This window comes from Streptomyces sp. NBC_01465 (assembly GCF_036227325.1).
Classification (GTDB): domain Bacteria; phylum Actinomycetota; class Actinomycetes; order Streptomycetales; family Streptomycetaceae; genus Streptomyces.
Map to the genome: position 1 here is coordinate 5,276,641 of NZ_CP109467.1, position 16,488 is coordinate 5,293,128.

Genomic DNA, 16,488 nt, shown 5'->3' on the forward strand with positions numbered 1-16,488 from the left:
GTGCTGTGCGGGCACTCACCCGCGCAGCACCTCGCTCTCCTGCCGGGGAGCCTCCTGGGCGGGCGACGGCACGGCCGCCTGCGTGTCGGCCGCGCGGCGCCGGGTCAGGTACGCGCTCGCGACGAGCACCAGCGCGACGGTCCCGGAGAGCGCGGGCCAGTACAGATAGCGGAAGTTGGACTCGGGCGCCGTGGGCAGGTAGGCGAGGATGTAGACGACCGAACTCGCCCCGATGAGACGCAGTTCCCTGCTGTACGGGCCTGGCCAGCGGCGGCGCAGCACGAGCACGAGGGCGACGGCCAGCCAGAACCAGCCCTGGAAGAGCATCGGCAGGTCGCGTACGGCGCCCATCACGTAGTTCTGGAGGGCGTACCTCAGGGTGTCGTCGGGCGGCGACTTCTTCAGGATCTCCGGTACGGGGCTGCCGGGCAGCAGCCGGTTGCCGTTCAGGAAGGGCTGGTTGGTCCGGAAGAGCACCTTGGTGAAGACCCGGACCCGGTACGCGGCGTACCCCTTCCAGTGCTCCGGCATCTGCTCCGTCCACATCCGGTCCAGCGCGTCGGCGTTGCGGCTCAGCTCCATCAGGTCGAACGGGCCCTTGCGCGGATAGCACTCCAGGTACGCGTTGGACGTGAGCTCCCGCTTCCGGCAGTCGACGGCGGCGGCGACCATGCGGTGCGTGAAGTCCGCGCTGCCGCCCGCCTGTTGGGCTGCGTCCCGCACCTGGGCCGGGGTCAGCACATGGGTGAGGTCGTCCACCGGGATCACCGCGTACACCCGGGTGGACAGCGGATGGGCGGCCGCCGACACCCCGATGCTTCCGGCGACGGTGACGGCGACGAAGATCCCCGTGGCGGCCAGCCAGCGGCGGCGGCCGGGGGTGGGCCATGCCGCGAGGACCAGCAGGGCGAACACCGGGAGGACGGCGGGGAATCCGTTCTTCCTGACCATGCCCGCGTACACGATGAACAGTACGCCGAGCACCACCAGCGCCCAACGGGTCCAGGTCCGCTCCCGCGGCAACTCACGTGCGGTCAGCGCGATCGCGCAGACCGCGAGCAGCGCGTACGCGAGGTGCACGTCCTTCCACACCACACCGGTGAAGTTCATGATGTGGGGTGCGAGGCCGACGGCCAGCATCGCGAGCGAGAGACCGCGGCTGCCGGTCTTCTTCCAGACCAGACGGGCGAGGACCCACAGCGATCCCCACAGCAGGGCGGTCTGCAGGTCGGCCATGGCCGAGAGGGCCCCCGTCGTCCGGAGGAGAACGCGCCACACCAGCGCCAGCACCGGCGGGTGCCAGTCGCTCATCGGCTCGTACCCGAGCGCCTGCAACAGCTGGAAGTGGCTGTCCGCGCTGAAGTACCCGGGGTGGAAGACGGTGGCCACGGCACTGCCGCAGAGTGCCGCGATCGCTGCCAGGCACCACGGCCAGAGCGTGCCCTGGCGCCAGGCACCGCGCAGAGCCGCGCTCGCCTGGGTGATCGTTCTGGACATGTGGGCGGAGACCTTTCAGGAGCGGTCGGGCACCGGGGCGCGGCGGGCGCGTCAGCCGGAGATCTGCACCCTGCTGTGGTCCCCCAGGACCAGCCGGTGGGCGGCCGGGATGCTGGGCGCGGGCGTGATCTCGACGTCCCGGCCGATCAGGGACGCCTCCACGCGCCGTACGCCGTTCAGCGACGAGCCGCTCAGGACGATCGAGTACTCGATCTCGCTGTCGGTGACCCGGCAGTTCTCGGCGATCGACGTGGAGGGCCCGATGTAGGAGTTCTCGACGGTCGTACGCGGCCCGATGATCGCCGGGCCCACGATGCGCGAGCCGCGCACGACGGCACCCTCACCGATCCGCACCCGGCCGATGATCTCGGTGGCGTCGTCGACCGTCCCCTCGTCGCTTGGGTCGAGCAGCTCCAGCACGGAACGGTTCACCTCCAGCATGTCGGCGACGTTCCCGGTGTCCTTCCAGTAGCCGGAAATGACCGTCGAACTCACCATCCGTCGCTGGTCGATGAGCCACTGCAGGGCGTGCGTGATCTCCAGCTCGCCGCGCGCCGAGGGCTCGATGGACCGTACGGCCTCGTGCACGGCCGGGGTGAAGAGGTACACCCCGACCAGCGCCAGATCGCTCTTCGGCTCGGCCGGCTTCTCCTCCAGATTCGCCACCCGGCCCGTCCCGTCCAGCTCCGCGACACCGAAGGCGCGCGGGTCGGGGACGCGGGTCAGCAGGATCTGGGCGTCGGGGCGCGTGGCGCGGAACTCCTCGACCAGCGACGTGATGCCGCCGACGATGAAGTTGTCGCCGAGGTACATCACGAAGTCGTCGTCGCCGAGGAACTCCTGGGCGATCAGCACTGCGTGGGCGAGCCCGAGCGGCGACAGCTGCGGGATGTACGTCACCTCCAGGCCGAAGCGGGAGCCGTCACCGACCGCGGCCTCGATCTCCGGGGCGGTGTCGCCGACGACGATGCCCACCTCGCGGATGCCCGCCTCGGCGATCGCCTCAAGGCCGTAGAAGAGCACGGGCTTGTTCGCGACCGGTACGAGCTGCTTGGCCGAGGTGTGCGTGATCGGCCGCAGCCGGGTGCCTGCGCCACCGGAGAGTACGAGTGCTTTCACTGGTTGGACCCGTCGTCAAAGCTGCGAAATGGCTGTGCGTGTGCCGCACAAGGGACAGGTAGTGAACGAGAGTTGAAGCACAGGATTACGGGTTGGCCTGCGCCGTATGGGTGATTCACCTGAAGTGATGTGCGGAGAGATCCGCAGGAGAGCGAACTTCCTTGCGGGAATAGTGATTTCATCCCTCCGGAACGATTGCCCCGATGGTTGCTACGTTCGGCGGCCATGAGCTTGCAGAAATCTCGGAAGGCCTGGGGTGCGCGCCGCGGCATGGCCGTCGTCGTACTGGTCGCGGCCATAGGACTCGTCGGGAAGATGACGCTCGCCGCATCCACCGGGGGACCGGCCGACGTCCGGTTCTTCCGGGGTTTCGCGCAGAACATCGCCGCGGTCGGACCGGTGCGGATCTATGACCACCCCATGCCGCACCTTCCGGTCTACAACCACCCGCCGCTGGCGGGGTGGATGCTCCTCGTACTCGATGAACTCGCGGGCCGTGTCGCCGACTTCAGCACACTCATTCGCCTTCCGGCCTGCCTGGCCGATTTCGTGTGCAGCATTCTGGTGTTCGAAATCGTACGCAGGCGGAGCTCGGTGCGGACGGCCGTGGCCTGTGCGATCGGGGTCACCCTCTCGCCCGTATTGATTCCGACCTCCGGATTCCACGGGAACACCGATTCGGTCGCGGTGATGTTCGCGCTGGCCGCCGCGCATCTGCTCGCCGACCGGAAGAGCCCCCTCGCCGCCGGGGTGTGCGCCGCGCTCTCCATCAGCGTCAAGTTCGTGCCCGTCGTGGCGCTCCCCGCACTGGTGATTGCCGCGTTCCGCGGTGGACGGCCGGTGTTCGTGCGGTTCTGTGCCGGGTTCGGCGCGCTGTTCCTGCTCGTCTGGGGGCCTGTCCTCGTGACCGTACCCCTGGCGCTCAAGGAGAAGGTCCTGGAGTACGAGGGCGGCCCGTACCGCCTCTGGGGCCTGGTGAAGTTCGCCGACTGGCTCGGTGCGCCCGAGCCGGTGATCGGCTTCATGCGCGGCGACGGGCACTTCCTGGTGGTCCTCGCCTGTGTCGCGGCCGGGGCGTGGCTGGCCTGGCGGCGGCCCTCCGAACTGCCCGGCGTGGTCGGCGTGACCATGGGCCTCCTCCTGCTGCTCTCCACCGCCTCCGGAGTGCAGTACCTGGCCTGGCCCGTGGCCGGCCTGTTCGTCATCGGCCTCTGGGAGGGGCTGAGTTACAGCCTCGTCGTCGGCGCCCTCGCCTCCTGGGTCTATTGGGTCCACCGGGCCGTCAAGTGGAACTCCGTCGAGCTCGCCGTCGGCGCCGTCGGCTGGCTGATCCTCGCGCTCGGTGTCGCATCCGCGATCCGCAAGGTGCTCAACACGCCCCCGCCCAGCGCCGATTCCTCCCGATTCCCCCTTCAGGCCATCGCGCCCGAACACCCCCTACAGACCGCGGAGACACGCACGTGAAGGAAAGCACCAGCTCCAGCCCCGGCCCCCGGATCGGGATCATGGTGGTGGCGTACAACGCCGAAACCACGCTGGAGAAGACGCTCGACCGCATTCCGGAGGATTTCCGGTCGCGCATCGCCGAGATTCTGATCCTGGACGACGCGAGCCACGACGAGACATTCACCGCCGGATGCCGCTGGTCGCAGGCGGAGGGAATGCCGCAGACCGTGGTGATGCGGCACACCAAGAATCTCGGTTACGGCGGTAACCAGAAAGCCGGTTACGCCCTGGCCGCCGAACGCGGTCTGGACATCGTGGTGCTGCTGCACGGCGACGGCCAGTACGCCCCGGAATCCCTGCCCGACATGATCGCGCCCATCGAACGCGGCGAATGCGAAGCGGTGTTCGGTTCGCGCATGATGAAGTCGGGCGGGGCGCGCAAGGGCGGCATGCCCATGTACAAGTGGCTCGGCAATCGCATCCTCACCCGGGTCGAGAATTCCCTCCTCGGATCGCAGCTCACCGAATTCCACTCCGGATACCGCGCCTACAGCGTCGCGGCGCTCAAGCAGCTGCCGATCGACCGGAACACGGACGCATTCGACTTCGACACCCAGATCATCGTCCAGCTCATCAACGCCGGAATGCGGATCAAGGAGATCCCCATTCCCACGTACTACGGCGACGAGATCTGCTACGTGAATGGAATGAAGTACGCGAAGGACGTCATCAAGGACGTCCTCGAATACCGGCTCGCCGTCAAGGGATTCGGCACCTGCTCCTGGATTCCCAAGCCCGCCGAGTACGCCTTCAAGGAGGGTGACGGCTCCTCGCACTCCGTCATCCTCGACCGGATGCGCACCCTGCCGCCCGGCCGCGTCCTGGACCTCGGCTGCTCGGGCGGGCTCTTCGCGGAGCGCCTGGAGATGCTCGGCCACAAGGTGACCGGCGTCGACTACATCGAGGTCGAGGGCGTACGGGAGCGCTGCTCCGAGTTCTTCCTCGCCAACCTGGAGGAGGGGCTGCCCGAGGAGATCGGCGTCGACTACGACTATGTGGTCGCCGGCGACGTCATCGAGCACCTCTCGCGCCCCGAGCGGGTCCTCGCCGGGGTCGCCGACGTCCTGGCGCCCGGCGGCAAGGTCCTGCTGTCCGTACCGAACTTCAGCCACTGGTACTCGCGGCTGCGCGTGGCCTTCGGCGTCTTCGACTACGACCGCCGCGGCATCCTCGATGAGACGCATCTGCGCTTCTTCACCCGCGCCAGCCTCCGCCGCACGGTCAAGTCCGCCGGCTACGACGTCCTCGACATCACGTCGACCGGGGCGCCCTTCTGGAACGTGCTCGGCGGCGGCATCGTCGCCCGTCTCCTCGGCGGCCTCTCCAAGCTGGCGACCCGCATCAGGCCGACGCTGTTCGGCTATCAGCACGTCGCACTGCTCACCCCGCATGCGGCCCGGACGATCATCGCTGGAGAGCACGTCGATGTCCAAGACATTCTCAACCGCCAGTACAGCCCCGCCGACCGAGCCGACCACGTGGGCGTCTGACGCCCCCGAGGGCGCCGACGATGTCCGACAAGCCGATGGGAGGCGGACGTTGACTCTGCCGAGTCTCGTACTGCTGCTGTTCGCCGTCTTCTCCTCGGCGGCCGGCCAGATCATGCTCAAGCACGGCATGCGCGTCGCCGCCAAGACCACCGAGCACGCCGGAGGGTCGCTCGCGATCCGTGCGGCGACCACCCCCTGGGTGGTCCTCGGGCTCGCGGTCTTCGGCATCTCCGCGATCGCGTGGATGTCGACGCTGGCGCAGGTGCCGCTGAGCATCGCGTACCCCTTCAACGCGCTGGGCTACCTGCTGATCGTGGTGGCCAGCTCCACCGTCCTGCACGAGAAGACCTCCCTCTGGACCTGGGGAGGATCGCTCCTGGTGGTGGTCGGACTGGTCACGGTCTTCGCCGGCCAATCGGCCTGAGCGTAGGCATGCGGCTTCGGCTCAGCACATGGCGTGGGGCGCTCCTCATCGGGGCGCTCTTCGCGTTTCTGCAGATCCCCTCAGCGCCCGGCCATGTCTCGCCCGACACCAGCAACTACGCGGGCCAGGCCCTGCGCGTCCTGGACACACCGGGCGCGCGGCTGGCCGACGAGGTGATCGGGCAGCGCTGCGACCAGCAGCTGCGCCTGGCGCGCGAGCGGCACGCCCTGAACGTCATGGAGTTCCGCGATCCGCTCGACGAGCGCGCGGTGAGCCGCCACTGCTTCAGGGTCCTGCGGGCGGAGGCGCTCGTACCGCTGCCGGCCCTGATGGGCCCGCCGGGACGGGCCCTCGCCCCGGCCAACCGCTGCGAGGCGATCTTCCTCTCCCGCCCCGGATACGCCTACGCCGTCGTGCCGTTCGTGGCGGCGTTCGGGCTCACCTGGGGCATGTGGGGCTTCGCCCTGCTGGTGACGCTGGCCGGCGGGGTCCTCGTCCTGCTGTTCCTACGCGTCGCCGGGGCCGCCGTTCCGGCCGCTCTGCTGGGGCAGGCGCTCTATTACGTATTGCCGACCGGCTACTGGTCGATGCGGCCCCTCGCCGAGGGTCTGGTGCTCGCCCTCTCCGCGGCGGTGCTGCTCGGGCTCGCACTGGTGTGGCGCGGGCGCAGGAGGGCGGGCTGTGCGGTGACGGCCGGGGCCTTCGCTGCCGGATTCGCCGTCAAGTACTCGCTCTTCCTGATGCTGGGCGGCTGGCTCGCCCTCGCCTGCGCCGTCGGGCTTCTGGCGGGGAGCTGGGACCGGCGCGGCGACGGGGTCACCGCCCTGGCGCTGACCGGGGGAGCGGTCGCCCTCACGGCTGCGGGTGTACGGCTCCTCGGCTGGCCCGGTGCCGACGACAGCGTGATGGAGCTCTTCACGAACCACTGCCGGCTCCCCGACGTCCCCGACGCATGGCAGCAGTGGCGTGAACTCAGCGGAAGCTACTGGCCGTTGTGGATCCGCGACCGTCTGACGGAGCCGCTGCCGCTGCTCGTCTGGGCCGCGGGGGCCTGGTGGTCGCTGCGCCGGCCTGGCGCCGCCGGACTCTTCGTCGTGGCCACCGCGCTCTGCGGTCTGGCCACGCAGGCGGCGCACCCGGACGCGGGCGAGGCGGACCGGCTGTACGTCCACGTCTGGTTCCTGGTGGTTTGCGGTGTGCCCTTCGCGGTCGACAGATATGCACGTCATCTGTTTCCCGCAGAGGTAGAGGAAGTAGAACGGTGCGTTCCACCACCACCGCGTCACGCCTGGCCATGATGGCGGCCGTGCTGGCCTGCGCGGGCAAGCTCTGGCTCGCCGCGCACACCCTCGGGTCGCCGGACGTGCGGACCTTCCAGGAATTCGCCCACGCGGTCCACCGGCTCGGCGTAGCCGGCGCGTACGCGCACCCCTTCTATGGCGGGATGCTCTACAACCACCCGCCCGTCACCGGCGCCTGGCTCTCCCTGGCGGACCTGGCCGGCCGCACCGGAGTCCCCTTCGCGCTGTTCATCCGGATCCCGGCCTGCGTCGCCGACCTGGGCACGGCCCTGCTCGTGTACGCGATGGTGGCCCGCGGGGCCGGGACGCGCAGGGCGGCCGCCGCCTCGGTCATGGTCAGCCTCAGTCCCGTCCTCGTGGGCGTCTCGGGATTCCACGGCAACACGGATCCGGTCTTCGTCTTCCTCACCCTGCTCGCCGTGTACCTCCTCGGCGATCTGCGGCGCCCGGGACCGGCCGGTGCCGTCTTCGCCCTCGCGCTCGGCGTCAAGATCGTTCCCGTCGTTGTCCTGCCCGCACTCGTCGTCGTCGCGATGCTCCAAGGGCGGCGCAGTCTCCGGGTCTTCGTCCTCGGGTTCGGCGGCGCCTCGCTGCTCGTCTGGGGGCCCGCCGCCCGGTCCCAGTGGGCTGGTCTCCGCCACAACGTCTTCGGCTACGCGGGCGGCACCGGCGACTGGTGGGGGCCGAGCGAGCTGGTGAAACTCCTCGGCATCCACCCGGCGTTCGTACTGCACCTGCTGCACGGCCCGGGCCGGTTCGCCGTCGTGGCCCTCTGCGCGGCCACCGGCGCGCTCCTGGTGCGCCGCGTCCCCGGCCGGCTGCCCGCCGTCGCGGGGCTGACGCTCGCGCTCTTCCTCTGTCTGAGCACGGCCAGCGGCATCCAGTACCTGGCCTGGGCCGCCGCCGCACTCTTCCTCGTGGAGTTCTGGACGGCGACGCTCTACGGACTGACCGCCGGGGCCTGCCTCGTCCTCACCTACACGTCGGGGTGCGGCGCCCCCTGGTGCGTGATCGGACGGTCGGCGAGCGTCCGGCTCACGCTGCCGCTCTGGTGGGCGATGGCCGCCTGGCTCTGCCTGGCGGTCGCCGTGGCCGTCGGGCTGAAGCTGCTCACGGCCGGGGCGGGGGTGCGCTCGGCGAGTGGCACCAGCCGCACCGGTGTGCTGTCGCCGAGCAGGACACGGCGTACGACCCTCTCCGCCGCGTGCCCGTCGTCGTACGTACAGAAGCGCTCACGGAACGCACCGCGCAGGACGGCGTTCTCCGCGCTGCACCAGGTGCCGTCCCGGAACACGCGCACCAGTTCGTCCGTGGAGGTCGTCACCGCGCCGGGCGTCTCGCCCGGAGCACCCGACAGCAGGTCGAAGTAGACGCCGCGCACCGTGCGGTAGATCTCCCAGTCCGGTGCGTGCACCACGATCGGGCGGTCGAGGTTGGCGTAGTCGAACATCACCGAGGAGTAGTCGGTGATCAGCGCGTCCGCCGCCAGACAGAGGTCCTCGACCCGGGGGTGGGCCGAGACGTCGATCAGGGAGGGGTGAGAGGGCAGGCCCGCGGCCGCGTAGAAGTAGTGCGCGCGGACCAACACCACGGTGTCCGGGCCGAGTTCACGGCAGAGCCGGGCCAGGTCGATGGTGCTGGTGAAGCCCCGTTCGTAGTCGCGGTGGGTGGGGGCGAAGAGCAGGGCCCGCTGGTGCGGCGCGATGCCGAGCTCATTCCGTACGGCCAGGACGTCGTCGGCCGTCGCCGTGGCGAACACGTCGTTGCGGGGATAGCCCGTCTCCAGGAAGCGCACCGCGCTCGGGTGCGCGCGCGACCAGGCCTCGGTGGTGTGCGGGTTGGACGTCACCGAGTAGTCCCAGCGGTCGACCCGGGCCAGGAAGCGGCGGAAGTTGAGGCCCTGGGCGGCGGCCGGGTGGTCCTGCTGGTCGAGGCCCATCTTCTTCAGGGGGGTGCCGTGGTGGGTCTGGACGTGGATCTGGCCGGGGCGCTTGACCACCTTGTCGGAGAAGTTGACGTTGTTGACGAAGTACGTGGCACGGGCCATGGTCCGCCAGTAGCGGCGGCTGCCGGGCGCGACGTGGTCGGTCCCCGGGGGCAGTGAGCCGGCGTTCTCCTTCCAGACGACCCAGACGTTCCTGATACCGGGCGCCAGTTCGGCCGCCTTGCGGTGGATCGCCTCCGGGTTGCAGCTCATCCCGCGGTCCCAGTACGCGGAGTAGACGGCGAGGGCGGGGTCCAGGGGGCGCAGCCGCTGGAGGCGGTAGTAGTGCTTGACGGCGGCGCGGGCGGCCCGTTTGCGCAGCGTGCGGACCGTGCCGCGCACGGCCCTGCGGGCGCCGAGCGCGGAGTCGAGCGCCATCAGGGCCGTGGGGCGGCCGTCGGTGAGCAGCCGCTGGCGCAGTCCGGCCCGGCCGCCCGCGAGACGGTGGCCGGCCGGTCGGTACGCGGCGCTGAAGCGGGCGACCGCGCGGACGTAGGCGCGGCGGCCCGAGCGCAGGTCCTCGTACGCCTTCAGGAGCTCCTGCACGGCCCCGGTGAACAGCGGGCCGTGCAGCGGGGCGAGGCGCGGGCGGTCCGCGAGGAAGGCGAAGAGGCCCGTGTACTGGTCCACGAAGTCCAGCGGCGAGCCCGCGGGCTCCGCCGTGCCCGGCACCTGGCGGCGCTGGCGGTGGTCGACACAGGCCATGGGCAGGGCGGCGACCGTCGATGCGGCGGCGAGGGTCTTCCGGGCGAGGAGGCCCTCCGCGTACCGGCCGGGCTCGAAGGCGAGCGACTCCCTCTGCCAGAACTCCCGGCGCACCGCCCGGTTCCAGCAGACCGCGGCCAGCTCCAGCAGGCAGGGGCGGTCGACGACGGTGTGCGTGCCCTCGCCGACCGCCCGCAGCGTGGCGAGGGAGCGGCTCGGCTCCGGCTTGCCGAGGAAGGGCGTACGGATGTGGCCGAAGAGCAGCAGATCGGGGTCGCCCGTCGACGCGAGCCGCTCGGCGACCGCCTGCAGGGCGCCGGGCAGCTGGACGAACGTCGGGTCGAGGAAGAGGAGGTAGTCGCCCTTGGCCGCCTCGGCACCGGCGTTGCGCCGCTCGCCGACGGTCACCGCCTCCGGCAGATGGACGGCCCGCACCCGGCCGTCCCCGGCCGCGAGCGAGTCCAGCAGACCGCCCGAGCCGTCGGCGGAGCCGTCGTCGACGCCGATGATCTCGAAGTCCGCGTACGACTGCGCGAGCACCGACTCCAGGCACCCCCGCAGATATCCGAGGGAGTCATGGACGGGGACGATGATGCTGAAGCGGGGCATTCACTCTTCCTTGGCTGCTGCGGGACGTTCAGCGTGTGCGTCGTGCGGCGACGGCGCGCGTGAGGACCGGCGGGAGCAGGTCCTTCGCGAGGCGCCGGGCGAGCGAGGGCTGCGGGGTGCGCGCCGCGGGACCTGCGGCCCCGGCGGCGGTCCGCTGGGCCGGAATGGCCGCCGTGTGACGGGACTTGGGGTGGGCCGGCGGGACGGCCTTCTTGTTCGATACGCGGATCAGGGGGTGGCCCGCGACCTCCTCCACACCGTGCCAGAGCTCCGGCCTGCGGGTCTTCAGCCATGCGCGGAGGGCGTCGCGCGGGGCGGTGGGGTCGCCCCATGTTCCGTAGAACTTGGTCCCCGTCACACAGATCGGCTTCAGGCCCGCGGTGGCGACCGCGCCCCAGACGGCGGCGGCGACGCCCGGGCAGTGCTCGGAGCGGAAGTCGTCGAAGGCCACGACGCCCTCGGGGAGCAGGAGTTGGCGGGCTGCCTCGATGTCGCCGTGCACGTGCTCGTACAGGTGCGAGGCGTCGACGTGGACGAAGCGGCAGCTGGCGGGGCGGACATGGTCGGTGACGGCCGAGGTGGGGGCCTGGACGACCGTGGGGAGCGCGGGGTGGAAGGAGAGGTAGTTGGCCTCGAAGGCGCGGCGGGTGAGGGTCGCGTACGAGCGGTTCATCTCACGGGTGTTGGAGGCGTCGGGGGCCGGTGAGTCGAAGAGGTCGCAGACCGTGAACGCCTCGTCGGCTTCGAGGTAGGAGCCGAGGAAGATCGCGCTCTTGCCGAGGTACGCGCCGAGTTCGAGGAGGTCGCCGCTGAGCCGCTGCTCGCGCTGGTGGGTCAGGAACCAGTCGAAGAGCAGCTGGTCGGCGGTGAAGAACCAGCCCTTGACGTCGGAGAGCCGGGTGGGCTGGGGAAGCTGCTCGGTCGGTTCGGCGGCGGTGGGGGTGGTGCCGGTCATGGCGGCCTCTCAGCTGAGGGTGTTGGAGGGGATGTAGCCGGCGGTGGCGGCCGCCGTACGGGGGAAGTGCTGGGGCGCGGGCGCCGGGGTGCGGCTCTCCAGGGGGAGGGGTACGGGGAGGCCCGGCGTCTCGCCGAGGAAGACGTGGCGCACCACGCGCTCGGCCGCGCGCCCGTCGTCGTACGTGCAGAAGCGCGCACGGAACGCGGAGCGCAGCTGGGCGGAGCGCGAGCCGCGCCAGTGGTCGGTGGTGAAGATGTCGATCAGCTCGTCCTCGGTGCGGGCGAGGGCACCGGGGGGAGCGTCGCGGATGTCGAAGTACGTGCCGCGGGACGCCTCGTAGGCCTCCCAGTCGTCGATGTGCAGGACGATCGGGCGGTCGAGGGTCGCGTAGTCGAACATCAGCGAGGAGTAGTCGGTGATCAGCGCGTCCGAGGCGAGGCAGAGGTCCTCGACGGAGGGGTGGGCGGAGACGTCGATGACGCGGGGGAGGGGAGTGGTGGCGAGGGGTGCCTCGTACGAGTAGTGGGCGCGGGTGAGGATCACGCAGCGCGGGCCGAGCGCGCGGGCCAGGCGCTCCAGGTCGAGGGTGCGGCGCTGGCCGGAGACGTAGTCGCGGTGGGTGGGTGCGTACAGGAGCGCGGTGAAGCCCTCGGGGATGGAGAGCGACTCGCGGATGCGGGAGACGTCGTACGAAGTGGCGCTCTGGAAGCGGTCGTTGCGCGGATAGCCGTACTCGAGCGTGGTGTAGCGCGAGGGGTACGCGCGCTCCCAGACCAGCGTGGAGTGGCGGTTGGCGGAGAGCGTGAAGTCCCACTTGTCGGTGTTGGCGAGGAGGTCGTGGAAGTTCATGCCGTGCGAGGCCGCCGGGTGGCGCTTCAGGTCCAGGCCCATCGACTTGAGGGGGGTGCCGTGGTGGGTCTGGAGGAGGATCTGGGAGGGGCGCTTGACCAGGCGGCGGTCGAAGTTGACGTTGTTCACGAGGTACTTGGAGCGGGCGAGCGCCGTCCAGTACGCGAAGGTGCCGGGCGTGAGGCGGCGGGTGGCGAGCGGGACCGTGTGGCGGTGGGCGGGGGCCGTGATCCACGCGGTGCGGATGTGGGGGGCGAGCTCGCGGACCTTGGCCTCCACGGCGGCCGGGTTGCAGGCGTAGCCGCCGTTCCAGTACGCGGCGAAGACGGCCGTGTTCTTCCGTACGGGCAGGCGGAGTTGGGCGCGGTAGTGGAGCTGGAGGAGCGCTGCGCGGGTGGTGCGGTGGGCGGTGGAGAGCAGGCGCTGCGCCCGGCGGCGTACGGCCAGGGCCCTGAAGAGGGTGCCGTACGTGCGGTGCGCGCCGAGGCGGACCATGGTGTGGCGGGCGCGTGTGGTGGGGCGGGGGGTCGCGCCCGGGGTGCGGTAGCGGGCGTAGTGGGCGCGGGCGCGGCGGAAGAACTCGGCGCGGCTGCCGCGGGGGAGGCGGTCGCGCTTGGTGAAGACGGTGGTGAAGTGGTCGATCATCCGGCGGAAGATCACCGGGCGCCAACTCGCCAGCTCCGGGCGGGAGTCGATGAACGCGAAGACCCGGTCGTACTGGTCGAAGAGGTCGAAGTGCTTGCGGCTCGTGGTGGAGAGGATGTTGCCCAGGCGCCGCTGGCGGTAGTGGACGCAGACGCGGTCGAGCGTGGTGAGGGAGCCCGCGGACATCAGGACCGGGTAGGTCCAGGGGGTGTCCTCGTAGTAGCCGGGCGGGAAGGTCATGCGCCGGCTCTCGATGAACTCGCGGCGGTACGCCTTGTTCCAGACCACCATGAGGACCTTGAGGAGGCCGGGGCGGTCGGAGAGGCGGAAGGTGTCCGGGCCCTCCTCGGTGAGCTGGGACGCGCGTTCGTTGCGTACGGCCTCGCCCGACCAGTAGGTGCGCGCGTAGTCGTAGACCAGGACGTCGGGGCCGCCGGTCTCCTTGAGGCGGTCGGTGATCGCCTGGAGCGCGCCGGGGGTGAGGGTGTCGTCGCTGTCCAGGAAGAGGACGTACTCGCCGGTGGCGCGGGCGAGGGCGGCGTTGCGGGCGCGGCCCAGGCCCTGGTTCTCCGGGAGGTGGACGGCGGTGACGCGGCGGTCGCGGGCCGCGTACTCGTCGATGATCGCGCCGCATGCGTCCGGTGAGCAGTCGTCCACCGCGATGAGTTCGAGGTCTTCGAAGCTCTGGGTGAGGACCGAGTCCAGGCACTCCTGGAGGTAGGCCTGGACCTTGTAGGCGGGGACGATCACGCTGAACCGGGGCATGGCCCTGGAACGGCCGTGGGAGTGAGCTGGTTACGCCGGATGCGGCATTTGGGGGACTCGGATGTTTAGGGGGTGTCCGGCGGATCAGGTCGCCCTTGCTGGGCGTTGAGCTATTCGCTGCGGGTGAGCGGTGGTCTGGTGCACTGCGCTTCGCTCCGTCTCGGCTCTTAGATTCATCCTTCGGATGCCGAGCGCAGCTGCAAGGCGGAGGAGGGCGACAACGCGAATGGGGCCTCCCCTGCTCGAGCGAAGCCGAGAGCTTGGGGAAGTTGGCAACTGACGACAACGCCGCAGATGTGCGTGCCAGACCGGCGCGACCGCGGCATGATCCGCCGGACACCCCCTAAGCAGGCCCGATGTGATCCGTGAGGGTGAATCGGGCCTGCTCCTTGCTTACTTGACCGCGCCTGCCATGACGCCCGAGACGAACTGCCTCTGGAACGCGAAGAAGACGGCCAGCGGGATCACCATCGACACGAAGGCGCCGGGCGCGAGCACGTCGATGTTGTTGCCGAACTGACGGACCTGCTGCTGGAGCGCCACCGTGATCGGTGGATGTTTGGCGTCCGCGAAGATCAGCGCGACCAGCATGTCGTTCCAGACCCAGAGGAACTGGAAGATCCCGAGCGAGGCGATCGCGGGTCCCCCGAGCGGCATGACGACCCGGGTGAAGAGCCGGATCTCGCCCGCGCCGTCCAGGCGGGCGGCTTCGAGGAGTTCGCGCGGGATCTCGGCGAAGAAGTTGCGCAGGAGGAAGATCGCGAACGGCAGGCCGAAGGCGACATGGAAGATGATCACGCCGAGGGTGGTGCCGAAGAGACCGATGTGGCCGAAGATCTTCGCCACCGGGACCAGGGCGACCTGGACGGGGACCACGAGCAGGCCGACCACGAGCAGGAACCACCAGTCCCTGCCCGGGAATTCCATCCAGGCGAAGGCGTAGCCCGCGAGCGAGCCGATGATCACGACGAGCAGAGTCGCCGGGACCGTGATCAGGACGGTGGAGAGGAGGGAGTCGGTGATGACCTTGTTGTCGAGGAGGTTGGAGTAGTTGTCGAAGTTCATCTGGGACGGGATGGAGAAGACCTTCCACCAGCCCGTCGCCGCGATGTCGGAGGGCGAGCGGAGGGAGGAGAAGAGCAGTCCGACCGTCGGCATCAGCCAGATCAGGGCGATCAGGATCAGGAAGATCCGCATGACGCCGCCGCCGAGCCGCCCGGCGATCCTGGCCGCCAGGGACTGTTTCGCCTTCACCACCTGGAGTTGCGTGGTCATCGCCGGGCCTCTTTTCGCATGCGCCGGATGTTCACGATCATGATCGGGATGACCAGGAGGAGCAGGATGACGGCGATCGCGCTGCCGACGCCCAGGTCCGCATCCGTACCGAAGGACGAGCGGTAGAGCTGCAGGGCCAGGACGTTGGCGTCGTCCTGGGACGATCCCGGCGCGATGATGAAGATCAGGTCGAAGATCTTCAGGACGTTGATCATCAGGGTGATGGTGACCACGCCGAGGACCGGGCTCAGCAGCGGGACGGTGATGCGGCGGAAGACCTGCCACTCGTTCGCGCCGTCCACCCGCGCCTGTTCCTGGAGTTCGCGGGGGATGCCGGCCAGGCCGGCCGCGATGAGGACCATCGCGAAGCCCGTCCACATCCAGATGTAGCTGCCCATGATCGCCGGGGTGACGACCTTCGGGCCCAGCCAGTCGACACCGTTGTACGGCTCGTGGAAGTTGGAGTCCGGAAGCCGCAGCTGCGCGCCCGCCGCCTTCGCGGGGAGCGTGAACGTGCCGTCGGCCGCCGCCTTCGCCGTGGCGACCACCTTGCCGTCCTTGACCGCCTCGATCTTCAGCCCCTTGAGGCCGAGTTCGGTGGAGTCGATGGTGTTCGGCTTTCCGCCGCCGCCCTTGGTGAAGTCCAGCCAGGCGGTGCCGGAGATCCCTCCGCCGGAGGCCGCCCCGGGCTCCTTCGCGGGCTTCGCGTCGGACGGCATTTTCACCGGAAGTACGCCAACCAGCGGCAGCTGTACGGGAGTTCCGGCGCTCACCGGCTGCTTCGTGACGAAGGAGCCGCTGCCGCCCGCCTTGAGCGGGGCCACCGGGAGCGGGTGTGCGCCCGGGTAGCCCGCCGACTCGGAGAACGTGTCGTGGACGCCCACCCAGACGGCGTTGGCGACGCCGCGGTCCGGGTCCTGCTCGTACACCAGCCGGAAGATGATCCCCGAGGCGAGCATCGAGATGGCCATCGGCATGAAGACGACCAGCTTGAACGCGGTGCCCCAGCGGATCCGTTCGGTGAGGACCGCGAAGATCAGGCCGATGCCGGTGGCGACGACGGGGGCGATCAGCCAGATGCCGTTGTTGACGACGGCGGTCTGGAGGGTGTCGTCGGTGAAGACGGACGTGTAGTTGTCGAAGCCCGCGAAGCCGTTGCCGGACTTGTCGAAGAAGGACCGGTAGACGGAGAACCCGATCGGGTAGACCACGAGCGCGCCGAGCAGCACCAGCGCGGGCAGCAGGAAGCCGACCGCGAACATTTTGCGTGTGCCTGTCACGCTCTTACGGGGTGAGCGATTCCCGGCGGGGGGCGCCTGGTTCAGCGCGCCGCCCGCCGCAGCGTCCGACGTCATCGCGTC

11 protein-coding genes and 1 pseudogene are annotated in these 16,488 nt (G+C 70.0%); 5 read left to right on the forward strand and 7 right to left on the reverse strand.

Annotation, left to right across the window (positions count from 1 at the left end; all coding sequences use genetic code 11):
- Window positions 1-15 precede the first annotated feature (15 nt).
- Both OG707_RS24925 and OG707_RS24930 read right to left on the reverse strand, forming a co-directional pair.
- Window positions 16-1,497: a hypothetical protein gene (locus OG707_RS24925; RefSeq protein ID WP_329121932.1), complete on the reverse strand. Its 1,482-nt coding sequence runs from the start codon at window positions 1,495-1,497 to the stop codon at window positions 16-18.
- Between the two features lie 51 nt (window positions 1,498-1,548).
- A complete protein-coding gene (locus OG707_RS24930) occupies window positions 1,549-2,616 on the reverse strand; it encodes a glucose-1-phosphate thymidylyltransferase (RefSeq protein ID WP_329121934.1) in 1,068 nt (355 codons plus the stop codon).
- A gap of 225 nt (window positions 2,617-2,841) precedes the next feature.
- Here OG707_RS24930 and OG707_RS24935 point away from each other — a divergent pair, with 225 nt between their 5' ends.
- The 5 genes and pseudogenes from OG707_RS24935 to OG707_RS24955 all read left to right on the forward strand — a co-directional run.
- On the forward strand, window positions 2,842-4,080 hold the full coding sequence (locus OG707_RS24935) for a glycosyltransferase family 39 protein (RefSeq protein ID WP_329121936.1): 1,239 nt from the start codon (window positions 2,842-2,844) through the stop codon (window positions 4,078-4,080).
- A gap of 41 nt (window positions 4,081-4,121) precedes the next feature.
- Complete coding sequence (locus OG707_RS24940) at window positions 4,122-5,612, forward strand: bifunctional glycosyltransferase/class I SAM-dependent methyltransferase (RefSeq protein WP_329127962.1); 1,491 nt, start codon at window positions 4,122-4,124, stop codon at window positions 5,610-5,612.
- A 49-nt stretch (window positions 5,613-5,661) separates the two neighbouring features.
- Complete coding sequence (locus tag OG707_RS24945) at window positions 5,662-6,036, forward strand: hypothetical protein (protein ID WP_329121939.1); 375 nt, start codon at window positions 5,662-5,664, stop codon at window positions 6,034-6,036.
- 8 nt (window positions 6,037-6,044) lie between these two features.
- Window positions 6,045-7,334 carry a hypothetical protein gene (locus OG707_RS24950; RefSeq protein WP_329121941.1) on the forward strand — a complete coding sequence of 430 codons (1,290 nt, stop codon included), beginning with the start codon at window positions 6,045-6,047 and terminating at the stop codon, window positions 7,332-7,334.
- A 146-nt stretch (window positions 7,335-7,480) separates the two neighbouring features.
- Window positions 7,481-8,185 (forward strand): annotated as a pseudogene (locus tag OG707_RS24955) (glycosyltransferase 87 family protein); the annotation flags it as partial.
- A 128-nt stretch (window positions 8,186-8,313) separates the two neighbouring features.
- Here OG707_RS24955 and OG707_RS24960 read toward each other — a convergent pair.
- The 5 genes from OG707_RS24960 to OG707_RS24980 form a co-directional block, all read right to left on the reverse strand.
- Window positions 8,314-10,635 (reverse strand): CDP-glycerol glycerophosphotransferase family protein, encoded by a 2,322-nt coding sequence (locus OG707_RS24960; protein ID WP_329121943.1) that lies wholly within the window; start codon window positions 10,633-10,635, stop codon window positions 8,314-8,316.
- 28 nt (window positions 10,636-10,663) lie between these two features.
- Window positions 10,664-11,590, reverse strand: a complete 927-nt coding sequence (locus OG707_RS24965) for a class I SAM-dependent methyltransferase (protein WP_329121945.1) — start codon at window positions 11,588-11,590, stop codon at window positions 10,664-10,666.
- Between the two features lie 9 nt (window positions 11,591-11,599).
- Entirely contained in the window at window positions 11,600-13,852 is a 2,253-nt protein-coding gene (locus tag OG707_RS24970; RefSeq protein WP_329121947.1) for a bifunctional glycosyltransferase/CDP-glycerol:glycerophosphate glycerophosphotransferase, read from the reverse strand.
- A 393-nt stretch (window positions 13,853-14,245) separates the two neighbouring features.
- A complete protein-coding gene (locus OG707_RS24975) occupies window positions 14,246-15,127 on the reverse strand; it encodes a carbohydrate ABC transporter permease (protein WP_329121949.1) in 882 nt (293 codons plus the stop codon).
- A complete protein-coding gene (locus tag OG707_RS24980) occupies window positions 15,124-16,482 on the reverse strand; it encodes a carbohydrate ABC transporter permease (protein WP_329121951.1) in 1,359 nt (452 codons plus the stop codon). The genes OG707_RS24975 and OG707_RS24980 overlap by 4 nt, the downstream gene beginning before the upstream one ends.
- Window positions 16,483-16,488: the final 6 nt, after the last annotated feature.